Below are 16,561 nucleotides of genomic sequence, written 5' to 3' on the forward strand. Positions count from 1 at the left end.
GACCAAAACATAAACAGTATCGAGAGGAGCTTATGATGAAACTATATGGTGGAATTGATTTGCATTCAAACAATTGTGTTATTGCTATTGTAAATGGTAACGGTGAAAAGTTGTTGACCAAAAGGCTAGATAACGATTTAACGGTTATTCAATCATTCTTAAAACCCTACAAAAATGATTTGACCGGACTCGTTGTGGAGTCGACCTTTAACTGGTACTGGCTTGTCGATGCTTTGATGGAAGATGGTTTCCAAATGCACTTAGCTAATCCCAGTGCGATTCAACAATATTCAGGACTCAAGCACGCTGACGATAAAACGGATGCCCGATGGCTTGCTGAAATGCTACGGCTTGATGTGTTGCCTGAAGGCTATATATACCCAAAAGAAATGCGAAGCGTGCGAGACCTGATGCGCAAGCGAATGGATATCGTACAGCAATCGACAAAGAATTTGTTATCCATCCAAAGTTGCTATATGCGCCACCTGGGTTATAAACCAAGCAGCAATAAAATTAAGCAAATGGCCCAGTGCTTTGAAGAGACGAATATCGATGATATCAACCAAACATTCTCTTCGGCACATACCAGTACTGCCGTCTATTCAAACCTAGCGTTATTGCGCTGTGCACAGCAACAGATTAAGCACATAGAATCACAGGTTTTAAAGCAAGTATCGCTGTCTCCTGAATTTCGTTTACTGACCAGCATTGATGGTATCGGCAAGGTGCTTGCGCTGACCATCATGTTAGAAACAGGAACGATAGAACGGTTTGCAAGTGCGGGTAACTTCGCCTCGTATTGTCGCTGCGTAAATGGCAGCAGGACAAGTAACGGTAAGAAAAAAGGCTCCACGAATATAAAAAATGGTAACCGTTATCTAGCGTGGGCGTTTATAGAAGCGGCCAATTTTGCTATGCGATACAACCCGGCAATAAAAAAGTACTATCAGCGAAAACTGGCTAGAACGAATCGCAACATCGCCCTTAAAACGGTTGCTCATAAGCTCGCGAGAGCTTGTTACCACGTACTTAAAAGTAACGTAGCATTCGAGGATAACAAAGCATTCAGTTAATGACATTATGATGATTTAGGTTGATGCGTTGAGTTAATACTGGGGTTGGAAAAACCATAAGATCTGATTAGGCCTTCGCATCAACCGCTCAATATTGATTTGTTAAATATGCCCAACGCCGGGAGCCATTTAGGGTTGGATGCCATTACATAACCAAAGATTTGTTATTGAGCAGAGCTTAAGGCTTTGCCAGGAACTGGACCAGGGGTTGGTACTAAACGATGACTGAAACGCAAGTTAAGGGCCTTAGGCAAACATCATTGATGCTTGCCTAAATCGCCTAAATTCAGATGGGTGACTGGTGCATATTTACACCAAATAATTGTCATAAATTAGGTGCATATTCACTAATATCAATGAGTTGAAGCTTTAACCCTGTACTTGCCATTAAAAAGAGTAAGAAAACACGGCTGCGTTCTTGACCGGAGCTTTCTAATGGGTGACCCCAAATTCTAGCATCCATAAAAAAGGCGAGCTTGACGCTCGCCTCTTCAATAACGCTATTCAATTAGTCTTTCTTAAACAACTTATCGAGTAGCTTCTTACCTTCTTTTTCAGCTTTATCTTTTATGGTTTGTTTGGTCAAATCTTCAGCCTGATCCTGAACCACTTTCAGCACGCGATTCGCGAGCTCAGCGCCAATTTGATCCGCTGGCAGGCCTTTCTCGCCACCAATGCCACCTAACTCCACAGTCGGTACGTTCAGATCATAAACTTTGGAATTGAGTTTACGAACATCGGCCTGAACCGCCATACCCGTCAGGGTAATTTTTTTAATGGAAATCAGAGTTTCTTTTGTGTCTCCCTGTTTTGGTTCTGGTTGCGCCTGCCCCTTTGGCAGATGCTTTTTAACGTTACTGATCAGCTCCTGAATATTGGAGCCGCCAGTACCGGTAAATTCGATAAAGGCTTTTGGATCTTTGATGGTTACCTCTTCAATCACCAACGGCTCGCCACGTAAACTGTTGATATCAATTTTTAGCGCCATTTCACCAAAATCGATGGCATGCTTGGCTTCGTAACCATTGGGGCTGGCAACTTTAAAGCCTTTTATAGCGCCGTAACCTTCAAATAACTTAAGGTCGACTTCCTGCACCGTCACCGGTTCTCCCATTAACGCGGTACCACGAATTTCCATTTGTGACTTGATAAATCCGTTCCAATCCTGGGAAGCCAGATACCAAAGTGCGCCACCACAAATCAGTAAAATAATAAGGGCTACAATGCCTAATTTTTTCATAAGTTTTCCTTTTGAACCTTATCTTCAACGCTTACGTATGCAGTTAATCGTAAAAATACTGTAAATCATAGATTTTAGCTTACTCGATTATCGTGTTAATTCACAATCTAAGCTATATTAACGCCAATTTTTATATCAAGAATTTCTGCTATGGAAAATAAATCCGTTTCACGTCTTCCTTTAATCTTATTAGCTGTTGTTTTAACAGCATTAATTGTATATCTGCAATGGCCAGAACAAAGTTCTGAGCGAGAGCGCCGCGCTCACACCGTCACCGTCAAAACGTCTCCGGTAATTCGCGCTGAATTTAGCGACGAGTTTGAAGCACTGGGTACCGCAAATGCGAATGAGCAGGTGATTATCACCGCTCAGTATTCAGACATCGTTGAGAGTATTCACTTCGATGATGGCGACAAGGTAGAGAAAGGCGATATATTGGTACAGCTTGCCAATACAGAAGAAGTGGCGAAAGTCAAAGAACTTGAGTCTGACCTTGCTGAAGCAGAGTCGCAACTTCGGCGCTTTAATGATCTTCTTGCCCGCAACGTGGGCAGTATTTCTCAGCGTGATGAGCAATTATCAAAAACTCAGTCAATCCGGGCGCAGCTAAAAAGTGCCCAGGCGGTATTAGATAACCTGACTATCAGGGCGCCTTTTAGTGGCCAGCTTGGGTTTCGTCAGGTTAGTGTCGGCGCTCTGGTCAGCAATGGTGAGGCCATTACCTCGTTGGATGATCTGGATATGATTAAAGTCGATTTTTCAGTTCCGGAACGGTTCTTACCTACCGTGTCTGTTGGCCAGACGATTAAAGCGCGTAATGTTGCCTACCCAGACGAATTATTTCGCGGCACGGTAACCAGTATCGCATCGCGTATCGACGCTCTGACCCGCACGGTAAAGATACGTGCACAGCTCCCTAATTATGAAGGGAAATTGCGCCCGGGAATGCTGATGGGGATTACAATTAAGCGCAAAGTCGAAGAGATTATGCAGCTGCCTGAAAGTGCCGTGATCCCATTCGAAGATAGTCATTTCGTATTTGTAGCAGACCAAGGGGTTGCAAAACGCAAGCCGGTAGTTATCGGTCGTCGTAAGCCAGGCATTGTTGAAATTATCAGTGGCCTGGATTTAGCCGAGGATGTCGTGGTTGAAGGGGCTCTGAAGCTCCGTGATGGCGCCAAGGTCAAAATTGTCAATGATAACCAGGCTACGGTGAAAGGAGGCAAATAATGATCCTTTCTGATTTATCGGTAAAACGTCCGGTTTTTGCGACCGTAATCAACCTGTTGATTGTTACCTTCGGTATCGTTGCCTTCTTAATGCTGCCGCTGCGCGAATATCCGGATACGGATACGCCAATTATCACAGTGTCAACCAAATACAATGGTGCGTCTGCGGCCATTGTCGAAACCAAAATTACTCAGGTTCTCGAGGACAGGATCAGCGGTATTGAAGGGGTCAAAAATATCACCTCATCGTCCCGTGATGGTCGTTCGAGAATATCCATCGAATTTAATATCGACCGTGATATTGATGGCGCCGCGAACGACGTTCGCGACAAAATTTCTTCGGAAATTGGTCGATTGCCTGAGCAGGCTGAAGCACCTGAAATTCAAAAGGCCAATGATGATGAAGATGTTATTGTCTGGTTCACCCTGCAGTCAGAAGTCTTTAATACGCTGGAATTAACCGATTATGCGAATCGCTATATTGTTGACCGGTTCGCGGTGGTCAATGGCGTTGCCGAGGTAATGGTTGGCGGCGGCCGCACCTATGCGATGAAAATTGTGTTAAATCGCCAGGCAATGGCGGCTCGTGGCATCACCGTGGCGGATATTGAAAACACGTTGCGTAAAGAAAACATCGAACTGCCAGCGGGTGAAGTGAAATCAATTGATCGTAACTTTAACGTTCGCGTTGCCCGAAGTTACAACACCCCAGAAGATTTTGCCCAGATGGTTATCGCCCGAGGCGACAACAATTCATTGGTTCGTCTTGGCGACATCGCTGACGTGAGCGTAACCGCCGAGGATGATGAGTCCATGTTCCGTGGTTATGGCGAAAATATGGTTGGACTGGGCATTATCAAGCAGTCCACAGCCAATACCATCGAAGTCGTGCAAGCCGCTCGTGATGAGATGGCAGTGATCAAAGATAACTTGCCGGCAGGAACTACCATCATCCCAAGCTACGATTCTTCGATTTTCATTAAACAATCCATCGATGAGGTATATAACACCCTAGGCATCGCCATGTTAATGGTGGTGCTGGTGATATTCATTTTCCTCGGCAATGTTCGCGCAACCTTTATTCCGGCAGTTACTGTACCGGTCGCTCTGATTGGCTCAATGATCATCCTTTCGGCGCTCGGGTTTTCGATAAACTTGTTAACACTATTGGCGTTAGTGCTGGCTATCGGCCTGGTGGTGGATGATTCCATTGTTGTTCTGGAAAACATTTACCGCCGCATTGAAGAAGGAGAAACGCCGCTGATGGCGGCATACAACGGTGGTCGTGAAGTAGCCTTTGCGGTTGTCGCGACCACATTGGTTTTGGTTGCGGTATTCGTACCGCTAGTGTTCTTGTCCGGTGACATTGGGCGCCTGTTTACCGAATTCGCTTTGGCAATTGCCGCGGCGGTAATTTTCTCTTCGGTAACCGCGTTATCACTGACGCCGATGATGTGTTCTAAGTTATTGAAACACAGACAACGCAGCTCATCGTTAGGTCAGCTGCTTGATAAAGGCTTTGCAAAACTAGAAGCCCGTTATGGCAATAGCCTGGTTTCGGTTGTAAAGCAGCCGTTCATGATCGTTGTCGTTATGGGGTTAGCCTTTGCCAGTCTTTGGGTATTGTTCGATAAATTACCTTCCGAATATGCGCCAAAAGAAGATCGCGGTAGTGCCTTTATGATCATGTCGGGGGCTGAAGGTGCGAGCTTTGAGCGTAACGCTGAGAATATGACCAAAATCGAATCGAAACTCATGGACTATTACGACGATGGCATCCTTGAGCGGGTTTTAGTTCGCGTCCCCGGCTTTGGCGGTACTGGCGGTATTGCCATTATCGGATTGCCTGATTGGGAAGAGCGTAAGGTTTCTTCTTTTGATTTTATGAACATGTTTAATCGCGATTTAGCGCAGCTTACGGACGTTCGCGCGTTCGTGATGATGCGAGGCGGCCTTGGTGGTCGCAGCGGTGGTGGCCAGTCGATCGGGTTTGTGCTTCAAGGTAATAATTACGAAGAACTGGCGCGCTGGCGTGACATTGTCATGGCCAAAGCTCAGGAAAACCCGAAAATCATTGGCCTCGACAGTGACTACAAAGAAACCTATCCGCAATTAATGGTAAACATCGATCGTGCCCGTGCCGCTGACCTTGGGGTTTCGGTGGGAGATATCGGAGCCACGTTGGAAACTATGTTGGGTAATCGCCGGGTGACTACCTATCTTGAGCGTGGCGAAGAATATAACGTCATGCTGGAAGGTGATGAAAACGATTATCGTAGCCCAAGTTCTATCGACAATCTGTATGTTCGCTCGTCGTCAACGGGGCAGTTAGTTGCACTTTCTAACCTGGTAACCATCAAAGAAAATGCAACGTCGTCGCGATTAAATCGCTATAACCGTCTGCGCTCGATTACCTTAACTGGTAATGTTGCCGACGATTACACCTTGGGCGAAGCCCTGGATTACTTGAACGATATCGTGAAAAGTGAATTGCCAGTAGAAGCGGCGGTGGATTACACCGGTCAGTCGCAAAAATTTAAAGAAACCGGTAACTCGATGCTACTGATTTTCTGTCTGGCGTTGCTAATCACTTACTTTGTGCTGGCGGCGCAGTTTGAAAGCTTTATTCATCCACTAGTTATCATGATAACCGTACCATTGGCATTGGTAGGTGCATTGGCAGGACTGTATTTGTCTGGCATGAGCCTCAACGTATACAGTCAAATCGGTATCGTCATGCTCATTGGTCTGGCGGCGAAAAACGGTATCCTTATCGTTGAATTTGCCAACCAGTTGCGTGATAAAGGCGAAGCGTTTGAGCAGGCGTTAATTCATGCTTCAAAACAGCGTCTGCGTCCAATCGTGATGACGTCTTTCACCACCATTATGAGCTCGATTCCATTGGTATTGGCCTCAGGCCCAGGCTCTGAAAGCCGAATGGTGATTGGTGTGGTTATTTTCTGTGGTGTTGCTTTGGCAACTATCTTCACCTTGTTTATCGTACCGGGCGCATATTACTGGTTGTGTCGAAACACCCACTCTCCTGAGTACATCAGTCAGCAGATTGTTAAGCAGGAAACTCAGATATCTACCAACTAGTTACCGTTGCAACGATAAACCAAGCCGGCGTGAGTCGGCTTTTTCATATCCATCACCGGCGTTTGTTAATCACTATCAAGACACCCACCGTTAACAAGACACCCACCGTTAACAAGACACCCACCGTTAACAAGACACCCACCGTTACGAAGACATCCACTGTTAACAAGACACCCACTGTTAACAAGACACCCACTGTTATCAAGACACCCACTCACCCACTGTTATCAAGATACCCACCGTTACCAAGACATCCACTGTTAACAAGACACCCACTGTTATTGATTGGCGAACACCGATTTTCTGCAGGAACAGGCCAATGGAGTCGGAGGAGGAGGAAAGTGATTAGGATTTGGTGTAGAGAAAGTATTAAATCCAGACTCAATAAATCTTTACATTTTAATTGCTTCTATACCTTGGATATTCTTTTAATTATTCGCACTTTTATCCATAATGATTTAACTAAATGAAATTCCACAGGATTGGTGATCTTAATGATCTTTAAAAAGAATTTTTATTTTTGTCTGGCTTTTTCAACGGTAGTTTTTGGTTGCTCCAGTGTTGATGACAAGGCTTCGACTCAAACATCTCCATCAGTAAATCAAACCCAGAATCTTCCCAAGCACACCCTAGAATATGTGCGTAATGTCGAAGGTATCGATGAGTATATGCTAAGCAATGGCTTGAAAGTCCTATTGTTTAAAGACGATTCGCAGCCGAAAACTTTGGTAAATATTACCTACCGTGTTGGCTCTGTCCATGAAAAGTATGGCGAAACTGGTATGGCGCATTTGCTCGAGCATATGCTGTTTAAGGGCTCTACGAATTATCAGCAAATCGATAAAGAATTCAAAAAGCGGGGCATGGCGTCGAATGCCAATACCTGGTATGACAGAACCAGCTATTTTGAGTCATTTGAAGCCAATGAAGACTCACTAAACTGGGCATTGGGTATGGAAGCGGATCGGATGATCAACGCGACCTTCACTGAAGAGCAGTTAAAGAGCGAAATGACGGTTGTTCGCAATGAAATGGAACGTAATGAAAATTCTCCAAGCCGCATCCTGATGGCACGTCTGGCATCGGTTGCTAACCTTTGGCATAACTATGCCAATTCCACGATTGGCGCCCGCTCCGACGTAGAAAACTTCCCATTTCCTAAATTACGCGAGTTCTACAAAACCCATTATCGTATCGACAATGCAACCTTGATTGTTGCTGGTCGTTTCGACACCGACAAAACCAAAGCCCGGATTGAGGAAACCTTTGGCGCTATTGACCAGCCGGAGAAGCCCGTTGAAGAACTTTATACCCGTGAGCCAACTCAAGACGGTGAGCGTGTGGTAAATCTTCGTCGTACCGGCGATGTGCCATTTCTTGGCCTTTACTATCACGGTCCATCCGGATTAGATCCAGATGCCGCGCCATTGCAGGTTCTACAGGTAATTCTTGCCGATGGCAGTCGAGGCCGAATTAAGAAAGATCTGGTTGATACCGGACTAACATCTGGCGGTACTCAGGTATCTTTCTTCTTAAAAGAAGGCTCACAGATCCTGTTCCTGGTCCAGGGTGAGAAAGGTCAGAATATCGAGAAATTAAAACCGCTGGAAAATGGTTTGATAAAACTTGCTGAAAATATCGAAAACAAGCCGATTACTCAGGAAGAGGTGGATTTTGCAAAAGCTTTACTTGCGAAACAGGTTGAGCAGGATATGCGCAACGCAACCGGTGTGGGTATGGCATTGGCTGAATATATCGCCAAAGGTGATTATCGCTATATGTTCTATTTCCGCGATTTAGTCGAGCAGGTTACTGTAGAGCAGGTTCAGGCAGTTGCGGAAAAATACCTGATCAGTTCAAACCGAACCCTAGGTCGATTCCTGCCAACGGAAAACCCACAACGAGCAGAAATTGCTAAAGTCCCCGTAGCCAGCGAAATCCTTGGCGATTATGTTGGCCGCGAAGCCGTCGTTGCTGGCGAAGTTTACGATAATAGCGTCGAAAACATTAAAGCTCGCCTTTACACCCAAACCTGGGAGTCCGGCACCAAAGTCAGCGTCTATCCGAAAAAGCTTCGCGGTGAAGAAGTGTTAATCAGAATGTTTTTCCCAAATGCCGATGCAGATGCTCTGACCGGCCAGGCGACAGCCATGGGGTTGATTGGCTCACAGATTAAAGCGGGCAATGCTAAATATACCAAGTCGGAAATTGCTGACCGACTAGATCAACTGAAATCTTCTTTATCGTTTGGTTCAAATGCAGTGGGTGAGTTCAGTATCAATATCAAAACCGATGTAAACAATATGCCGGCAGTTATTGATTTTATGGGAGAGCTACTAGCCGAGCCAAGCTTCCCGGAAAAAGAGCTGAATATCACCAAAAAAGGTATGATTGCCGGTTTAAACCAAAGCCGTACCGAGCCAGGCACGGTTGCGTTAAACAGTTATCGCGAGTCATTGTTTGATTATCCTAAAGGACATCCAAAAGCTTACATGACCATTGATGAGCAAATTGAAGCCATTCGGGCTATCGACAGCGCAAAACTTGAAAAACTGTATAAGCAATTCTTCGCTATCAACCATGGTCATATTGCGGTTGTTGGCGATGTTAACAGCGAAGCGGTATCTGAGCATCTGCTGGCGGTATTAAACCCATATACGTCGGATATGGATTACCAATATATTCCAATTAATTTAAAAGATGAGCAAGGCCTGGTGGTAAGTTCAGAAACGCCAGATAAAGCCAATGCGTCGGTTTATATGATTAATCCTATTAAGATCAAATCAACCGATGATGATTACCCTGCGCTTTATATAGCCAATTCTATTTTCGGTGGTGACCCGTTTACCTCAAGAATCGGAGCCCGAATTCGGGTGAAAGAAGGCTACAGCTATTCTGTAGGTTCTGGGCTACAAGCCTCCACCCAGGATGACACTGGCGTGTTTTATGCCACAGCGATATCGGCACCGGAAAATATGGAAAACGTTATCAAGGCTTATCAGGAAGAAATTGCCAAGGTGGTTAATGAAGGCTTCACCGATGAAGAAGTGCAAACCGCTATCGATGGTTACCTAAGCTCTCGCAAGCGTCAATGGGCAAGTGATGCCTATGTCGCCGGTGTTCTTATTGATGCCAGTGAAGAGCAGCGTGATTTAAGTTATTACGATGAGCGAGCGGCTGAATACAAGCAGCTGACCACAGAAGATGTGAACGCCGCATTTAAAAAGTACATTGCTTCGCAGCAGCCGAATGTATTTAAAGCCGGAGACTTTGCGAAACTAGCAAAATAATCGGCGGTTTCAATATTAAAAAAGCGCTTACCTGGTAAGCGCTTTTTGCGTTTTTATTGCTAGCAAAGATTAAAACGTGGTTTCAAATTTCAAACCGATTTGCGGGAATACATCGCCGTCATCCTCTTCGGACAAACCGGTAGTTGGAATGAAATCTTCCTCACCAGTCGATGGGGTGGCGAGAACGTTAACGATATCCAAAAAGGCAATAACGTTAACAGGACCCAGGGTTTTAAAGTAATCAACACGCACATTTAATTGGTGGAAATTATTTTCTCTGATGGTGTTGTTAGTCGTGTATTCCTGGGAAAAACGCAACGGATTTCCATCACCCAAAACATTTTCATTAACGGTAAACTCATCCGTTGGTGTTCCGGTAAAGTATTTCCAGCGAGCACCGACTTTCCAGTTTTTGTTAATTTCCCACTGAGCACCCAAGGTAAACACATGGGGGCGGTTAAAATCGGCGTCATACTCGCCTTCGCCATCCATGTCATCTAAGCGCGCATCATTGTAAGAATAGGTGGCAATTGCCGACCAGCCATTGTCGAAATATCGGGTGAGAACGGTATCTAATCCGTAAGTGGTTCCTTCACCATTATTGCTTAAATCACCATCGGTGCGATTGCCATCAACCACTAACTTATCAAGTTGTTGATAGTAGACTTCTGCCAACAAGTTATAAGTGTCGGTTAATCGCCAGTTACCACCAACGGAGAAGTGGGCGATACGCTCGTTTTGCAAAGAACGGTTTGCTTCACTTGAGGCTCTGTCGACAAAACTTGGTGCTTGATAGAAAATGCCAGAGGTAAATGTATATTGGCTACCAACCACAGGCGACCAGCTGATATTCAGGCGTGGAGATAACAGGTTTTCGTCGGACAATTCGTCTCTGTCGTAACGAAGGCCGGTATTAAACTGCCAATCATTATATTGAAATTCCTGCTCTGCGTATGCCGCATATGAGGTCGCTTTAATGGCATACTGTGAATCGATAAATTCCGGTTGCAGGACGATATACTTTTGTGAAGGATCGGGACGAAAATCGTCTTGCTCGTAGATATAGCGAATCCACGGGTCGGATAATTCCTTGAAAAAATCCAGATCAAATCTGCGGGCTTCAGCACCGGCACTGAATTCGCCGAAGCGATTTAAGGTGGTGAAGTCAAATCGTAAGCCCAGTTCGGTTTCTTTTTCTGAAAAGGTGAGGATATCACGGCGAACCGGGAAATCTTCAAAAGGGGTGCCTTCAGGTACTAAATCGGGATACGATTCTCCCTGACTAGTAAATTTGTCGCTGTTGCGATAGTAGACATTGCTGCGTAGCTCACTATCTTCACCCAATAACGTATTCCAGGTAAAGCCCACCAAAGTCGAGTCCTGTTCATTGTAACTGACTTCAACTTCTTCGAAATTTACTGATGCCGCAACGTGCTCGAGATCGCGACGATACTCCTCAGGTGAATAGAGAAATAAAAATTCGATACTGTTATCGGGATTTACCTCAGTCGTGGTTTTTAACAGGACGTCGGAAAGTACCGGCTCGCCAATATCCTCTTCGCCAATTACCTCAAATAATCGACCAAAATCCAGCTGCCTGGCGTTAAAGACTAATTGTGTATCATCATCAAACCCGCTAGGCCCTTCATAACCTACCTCAAATCCGGCGATATCAAACCGTATGGAAGCGGTCGGTGTTGCCCCGCCTTCGATAACATCCAGCCTTAATAAAGAACCGGCTTTACCGCCATAAGCGGCGCCCCAGCCACCTGGAGAAAAGTATGCGCCCTCAATCATATTCGGTGCGAATATCGAGAATCGTCCACCGCCGTCGACATCTTCAAGTTCGCCAAGGGATGCATCGAAATGCACAACCTTATCAAATGGCATGTTATCGACATATATGAGGTTGTCTCTCGGGCCGCGGCCGCGAACGCTGAAACTGGCAAACTCGCCAGTTGAGGTTAAACCTGGCATTCCATCCAAGGCTCTTAGCACATCACTACCACCACCAATGGCACTGCGCAGCGCTTCTCTATTCATATAAGAGGTAGATACGGGCTCTGATGGGGCATTCGCGGTTTGAGTGGCGATAACGCTTATTACCTCAATATCATCACCTTTTGGCAGCAACAGGTTTACCGACGTAATTTTATCCCGGGTAATCCGAATACTGTTCTCAACAACAGTAACATAGCCATCTTTTTCAGCTTTCAAATCGTATAGTCCCGGCGGTAATTGCTTAAATAAGGCCAGACCATTTTCTGTAGATTGCAGCTCGTAATTGTTGCCAGAGCGATCACTAAGAAACAGGTTTACATCGTTAATTGCCCTTGAAAATGCCTGGGTCTTTACGGAAATTTTTAATGACCCAGCATCTTCAGCAGCGAATACCTGGTTACTGGAGAATGAGAGGGTGACTGCCAAGGCAATGGCGTTAAATTTATTTAAATTGCGAGTTAATGTCATAAGACGAGAGCACCCTTGTTATTGTTATCCAAGGTTAGGATATAAAACAGTGTGTAAAATTTTTGTGACCAATGCAAAATTTACTTCAGAATGTTTGGCCTAGATCACTGTTAATATTAACTTTCTTGAATTTCTTAAGGATAAGTGCAAGTTGCTGAAGCTGCCATTTTTTGTTTGCCGGTGAAAGTATGGGAAAGAAATGTAATTGTGATCGGTTAGCTGTGAGGGTTAGCGCCAATTGTTATTAAAAAAATGGCCAGTGAATACTGGCCATTAAGAATTGTTTAAAGTCGTTTTGCCCGGAACTTTCCGTCTTATTTTTCATTTAACGCGGCAAAAGGCACGCTGGTTGGATTTACCTGCTCGCTCGGATAACAACCGAGAACTTTTATAAAGCGGGTCAGCTCGGTAAGCTGGGTTAAACACTCCTGCATCGCCACCGACTTAAGATTTGCCTCCAAATCAATGTAGAACATCTCTTCCCAAGGACGGCCTTGAATCGGGCGAGATTCCAGTTTGGTCATGTTAATGTCGTATTGCTTTAAGATAACCAAACAATCAACCAGAGCACCAGGTGTCTGACCGGTGGCAAGAATCAGTGTGGTTTTTGCAGGGATTTGCTCAGCAACATCTACGGGTTTGCGCGCCACTAAAATAAAGCGTGAGTGATTTTCATCCTGATTGGCGATTCCTTTTTGAAAGGCCTGCAAACCATACAATTGTCCGCCTTCTTCAGAGCCAATAACTGCAACGTTTGGCTGCTTAAACTTTTCTACCATTTGCATGGCATCAGCGCTGCTCTCACAATACTCGATACGGATATTGCTTTGTTTATTCAAGAAGTTACTACATTGTTGAACCGGTTGCGCGTGGGCATAGATGGTATCGATCTGTTCCAGTGAGGTATTAACCGCAGATAGTAAGCAATGTTCGATAGGCTGGGATAGTTCGCCAACAATGGATAAGTTGGTGTGCTGCAACAAATCGTAAACCTCATTGATACTGCCTGAGCTGGTGTTTTCAATTGGCAGCATACCGTAATCGACATTACCCGACTCAACTTCATTGAGAATATCTGTAAAACTGGCACAGCCGTATTCGATGATTTCTTCGGCGCGACGCGAGAAATAACGGTAGCTGGCAAGATAACTATAAGAACCTTTATCACCTAAAAAAGCCACACTTACTGTTGGCGCTTTCGTATTTGGATTTTTTAGCTGCTGCAAATAGGCTTGTTGATTGAGCACCGAATCTTCAATGATCAGCTGAAACAAACGGGTGACGTAATGGGCATCGAGGCCAAGCTCTTTACCTTTCTGAATCAGTTTGACTAACAGCTCTTGCTCGCGTTGTTGATCCCTGACCGGGCGTACAATGTGAGCTTTGCTTTTCGCGACATTAAGGGTTAGTTCTCTGCGTTTTGCTGCCAGCCCCAATAATTGCTGATCCAATGTCGAGATCTGTTCGCGTATTTTTAATAAATCCAGTTTTTCTTCCATTTGCCACTCACCAGGTGTTGCTTGCATAAAAAAACCTCCATTAGGAGGTTTTCATCGTTGCTGTCTCACGAGAAATCCTCCGGCTAACGCCGAATAAAGAAAATAAAGTGAAACACAGCGATAAAACTTGTCATTAGTTTGCTCGATTCTTTCGGATCCCATTATTTCTAGGGATGTAAAATTTGAGTTAATACTTTAATGCTTACAGTAGGGGAGTGGTTAAAAACTGTCAACTCTTAAATTACCCATATTTTATTCCATTGTAGTTAGCTATCGCGGTTCAGTTGTTACAAGTGTTTTGCTACTCATTGGTATTGTCTGAAAATTTGGTAGAATAGCGCCAGATTTGTACACAGGAACTGATACTCACGATGGCGTCATTACAAGATCAATTGTTAAAAGCGGGTTTAACCACTAAACAAAAAGCCCGTCAGGCAAATAGCGATAAGCGCAAGCGCAATAAGCAACAGCGAAGCGGTGCTCAGGTGGATGCCAGCTTACAGGAGCAGGTAAAACAGGAGCTGGAAGTTGCTCGTCAGGAAAAGGCTAAAAAAGATCAGGAGCTAAATGCTGAGCGTCAAAAAGCCCAGGCAGAAAAAGAGCTCAAGCAACGTATTGCGCAAATTCTTCAGCACCATAGCCTGAAAAATATCGATGGTGAGGTGAAGTTCAACTTCACTCAGGACAACAAAGTGAAAAGCCTGTTTATTGACGAGAAAACTCACTCGGCGTTAAGTAAAGGTGTGCTTGCATTGTGTGCGTTGGATGAAAAGACGTTTGTGGTGACATCGCAGACTGCTGACAAAATTGCCACCTTGGATGAACAGGTAGTGTTGGTAAATTATGAGAATCAGCAGCAAGATATTGATGAAGACGATCCATATGCGGATTACCAAATTCCTGATGATTTAATGTGGTAGCCGTTCGCTAACCATTATCCGTATCAATATATTCAATTTACTCGAACAGAGTAGGCCTGATTCAACCTTGTTAATCAGGCCATTAGCAAATAACTACAGGAGCTATCATGGCGCTAATTCGATTTATTCTTGGCCGACTCATTCTATTGTTTAACTTTGTTTTTGCCCCGAAAAAGGCAAAGCGAGAAGTTGCAGAGCAGCAGGCCCTGGATGCGAAAACCGAGAATTTTAGTTTATATCAGCTCAACGCCTGTCCGTTTTGTGTGAAAGTTCGTCGTACCATTCGTCGTGAGAACCTAAACATAGAACTTCGTGATATCAAGCAGGAGCAGCGGTTGAGCGAGCTGGTAGAGCAGGGTGGTAAACGTACCGTTCCATGTTTGCGTATCGATAACGAAGATGGTTCTTCCAAGTGGTTGTATGAATCGACGGATATCGTTAATTATTTAAAGCAGGTTGCGCAACCAGCTTAATAACCCTGAACAGGTTTAATGAAGTAAAGGCAGCTTTCGGGCTGCTTTTTTTGTATCCGCGATAAGTGGTTTTTGGAAACTCAAAACAGGAGTAATGCTGAGGAATACAGGATTTAAGGGCTATGGGGGCAAATACCATTGTTTAAAATTTCCACTGTTGATAATCGTTTAGAAAGATTATGCTCAGATACTCTGTCTTTGTCTGTAACGAAATTTCAGGACAAATCTCATGTTCATAAAGCGCGATAACAAATTTAAGGTTTTCGAAAACGGTCGCACCCGGAACCTGACAGAAGCGGATGTGACTGATGAGTCGGTGTATCAGGGACGTCGAAAGCTTCTCAAGGGCATGGGTTATGTTGGCGCCAGTGGTTTGTTGTGGGCAAACGGTATCAACCCTTCAGGTGTTGTAACTCAGGCACAGGCGGCAACCTTTAAAACCAAAGCGTTGGATGTGGTTAAAACCAATGCTAACAGCGTCGATGAAACCCTCACTCCTGAGGCGAAAGTGATAAGCCATAATAACTTCTACGAGTTTGGCGCACAGAAACATGAACCCGCGGAAAATGCCCAGGAGTTTAAAGTTGACCCATGGCAGCTAGAAGTAACCGGGGAGGTTGAAAAACCCTTTACGCTCGATTTCGACCAGCTGTTTAGTATGTTCGATTTAGAAGAGCGAATCTATCGGTTGCGTTGTGTCGAGGCATGGTCGATGGTTATTCCCTGGCTCGGTTTTGAGCTGGGCAAATTGATTAAAAAAGCGCAACCTACCAGCAAAGCTAAATATGTAGCGTTTAAAACCTTATACGATCCCGAACAAATGCCCGGTCAGCGCAGCCGATTTTTAGGGGGCGGCATTGATTATCCTTATGTGGAGGGCTTGAGAATCGATGAGGCGATGAACTCGTTATCACTGCTGTCTGTGGGCTTGTATGGTAAAACCTTACCGCCGCAAAATGGTGCTCCAATTCGTTTGGTGGTACCGTGGAAATATGGCTTTAAAAGCATTAAATCCATTGTTGAGATCAAGCTAACAGAAAAAATGCCGCCGACCACCTGGAATATCCTTGCCCCTAATGAATACGGCTTTTATGCCAATGTAAATCCTGAAGTTGATCATCCGCGCTGGAGCCAGGCGAGTGAAAGAAGGATCACCACTGGTGGTTTGTTCACCCGTAATCGTATCGAAACTCAGATGTTTAACGGTTATGGCGAACAGGTATCAGAACTATATCGTGGCATGGATTTGAGAAAATATTACTAGATGCA

11 protein-coding genes are annotated in these 16,561 nt (G+C 44.8%); 7 read left to right on the forward strand and 4 right to left on the reverse strand.

Annotation, left to right across the window (positions count from 1 at the left end):
• Positions 1-32: 32 nt before the first annotated feature.
• Positions 33-1,073, forward strand: coding sequence for an IS110 family transposase (locus FNC98_RS03705; protein ID WP_260680384.1), 1,041 nt, complete (start codon positions 33-35; stop codon positions 1,071-1,073).
• 325 nt (positions 1,074-1,398) lie between these two features.
• Here the strand turns inward: FNC98_RS03705 and FNC98_RS03710 are convergent, their stop codons facing one another.
• Positions 1,399-1,581, reverse strand: coding sequence for a hypothetical protein (locus FNC98_RS03710; protein WP_143579998.1), 183 nt, complete (start codon positions 1,579-1,581; stop codon positions 1,399-1,401).
• Entirely contained in the window at positions 1,582-2,313 is a 732-nt protein-coding gene (locus FNC98_RS03715) for a hypothetical protein (protein ID WP_143579999.1), read from the reverse strand.
• A 150-nt stretch (positions 2,314-2,463) separates the two neighbouring features.
• Between FNC98_RS03715 and FNC98_RS03720 the strand changes: the two genes are divergently transcribed.
• The 3 genes from FNC98_RS03720 (at position 2,464) to FNC98_RS03730 (ending at position 9,931) form a co-directional block, all read left to right on the forward strand.
• Entirely contained in the window at positions 2,464-3,543 is a 1,080-nt protein-coding gene (locus tag FNC98_RS03720; protein WP_143580000.1) for an efflux RND transporter periplasmic adaptor subunit, read from the forward strand.
• Entirely contained in the window at positions 3,543-6,641 is a 3,099-nt protein-coding gene (locus tag FNC98_RS03725) for an efflux RND transporter permease subunit (RefSeq protein WP_143580001.1), read from the forward strand. Before FNC98_RS03720 ends, FNC98_RS03725 begins: the two co-directional genes overlap by 1 nt.
• Before the next feature lie 494 nt (positions 6,642-7,135).
• Positions 7,136-9,931, forward strand: coding sequence for a M16 family metallopeptidase (locus tag FNC98_RS03730; RefSeq protein ID WP_143580002.1), 2,796 nt, complete (start codon positions 7,136-7,138; stop codon positions 9,929-9,931).
• 69 nt (positions 9,932-10,000) lie between these two features.
• Here the strand turns inward: FNC98_RS03730 and FNC98_RS03735 are convergent, their stop codons facing one another.
• Positions 10,001-12,400 (reverse strand): TonB-dependent receptor, encoded by a 2,400-nt coding sequence (locus tag FNC98_RS03735; RefSeq protein ID WP_143580003.1) that lies wholly within the window; start codon positions 12,398-12,400, stop codon positions 10,001-10,003.
• A 314-nt stretch (positions 12,401-12,714) separates the two neighbouring features.
• Positions 12,715-13,926: a prephenate dehydratase gene (gene pheA / locus FNC98_RS03740; RefSeq protein ID WP_260680451.1), complete on the reverse strand. Its 1,212-nt coding sequence runs from the start codon at positions 13,924-13,926 to the stop codon at positions 12,715-12,717.
• A gap of 344 nt (positions 13,927-14,270) precedes the next feature.
• On the opposite strand from pheA, the gene FNC98_RS03745 reads away from it, so the two are divergent.
• From FNC98_RS03745 to msrP, 3 genes are all read left to right on the forward strand, one after another.
• Positions 14,271-14,819 carry a DUF2058 domain-containing protein gene (locus FNC98_RS03745; protein WP_143580004.1) on the forward strand — a complete coding sequence of 183 codons (549 nt, stop codon included), beginning with the start codon at positions 14,271-14,273 and terminating at the stop codon, positions 14,817-14,819.
• 107 nt (positions 14,820-14,926) lie between these two features.
• Positions 14,927-15,292, forward strand: coding sequence for a glutaredoxin family protein (locus FNC98_RS03750; protein ID WP_143580005.1), 366 nt, complete (start codon positions 14,927-14,929; stop codon positions 15,290-15,292).
• Positions 15,293-15,521: 229 nt separating this feature from the next.
• Entirely contained in the window at positions 15,522-16,556 is a 1,035-nt protein-coding gene (gene msrP / locus FNC98_RS03755) for a protein-methionine-sulfoxide reductase catalytic subunit MsrP (RefSeq protein ID WP_143580006.1), read from the forward strand.
• Positions 16,557-16,561 lie beyond the last annotated feature (5 nt).

Origin of the sequence: Thalassotalea sp. PS06 (assembly GCF_007197775.1) — a bacterium.
In the GTDB taxonomy this organism is placed as follows: domain Bacteria; phylum Pseudomonadota; class Gammaproteobacteria; order Enterobacterales; family Alteromonadaceae; genus Thalassotalea_A.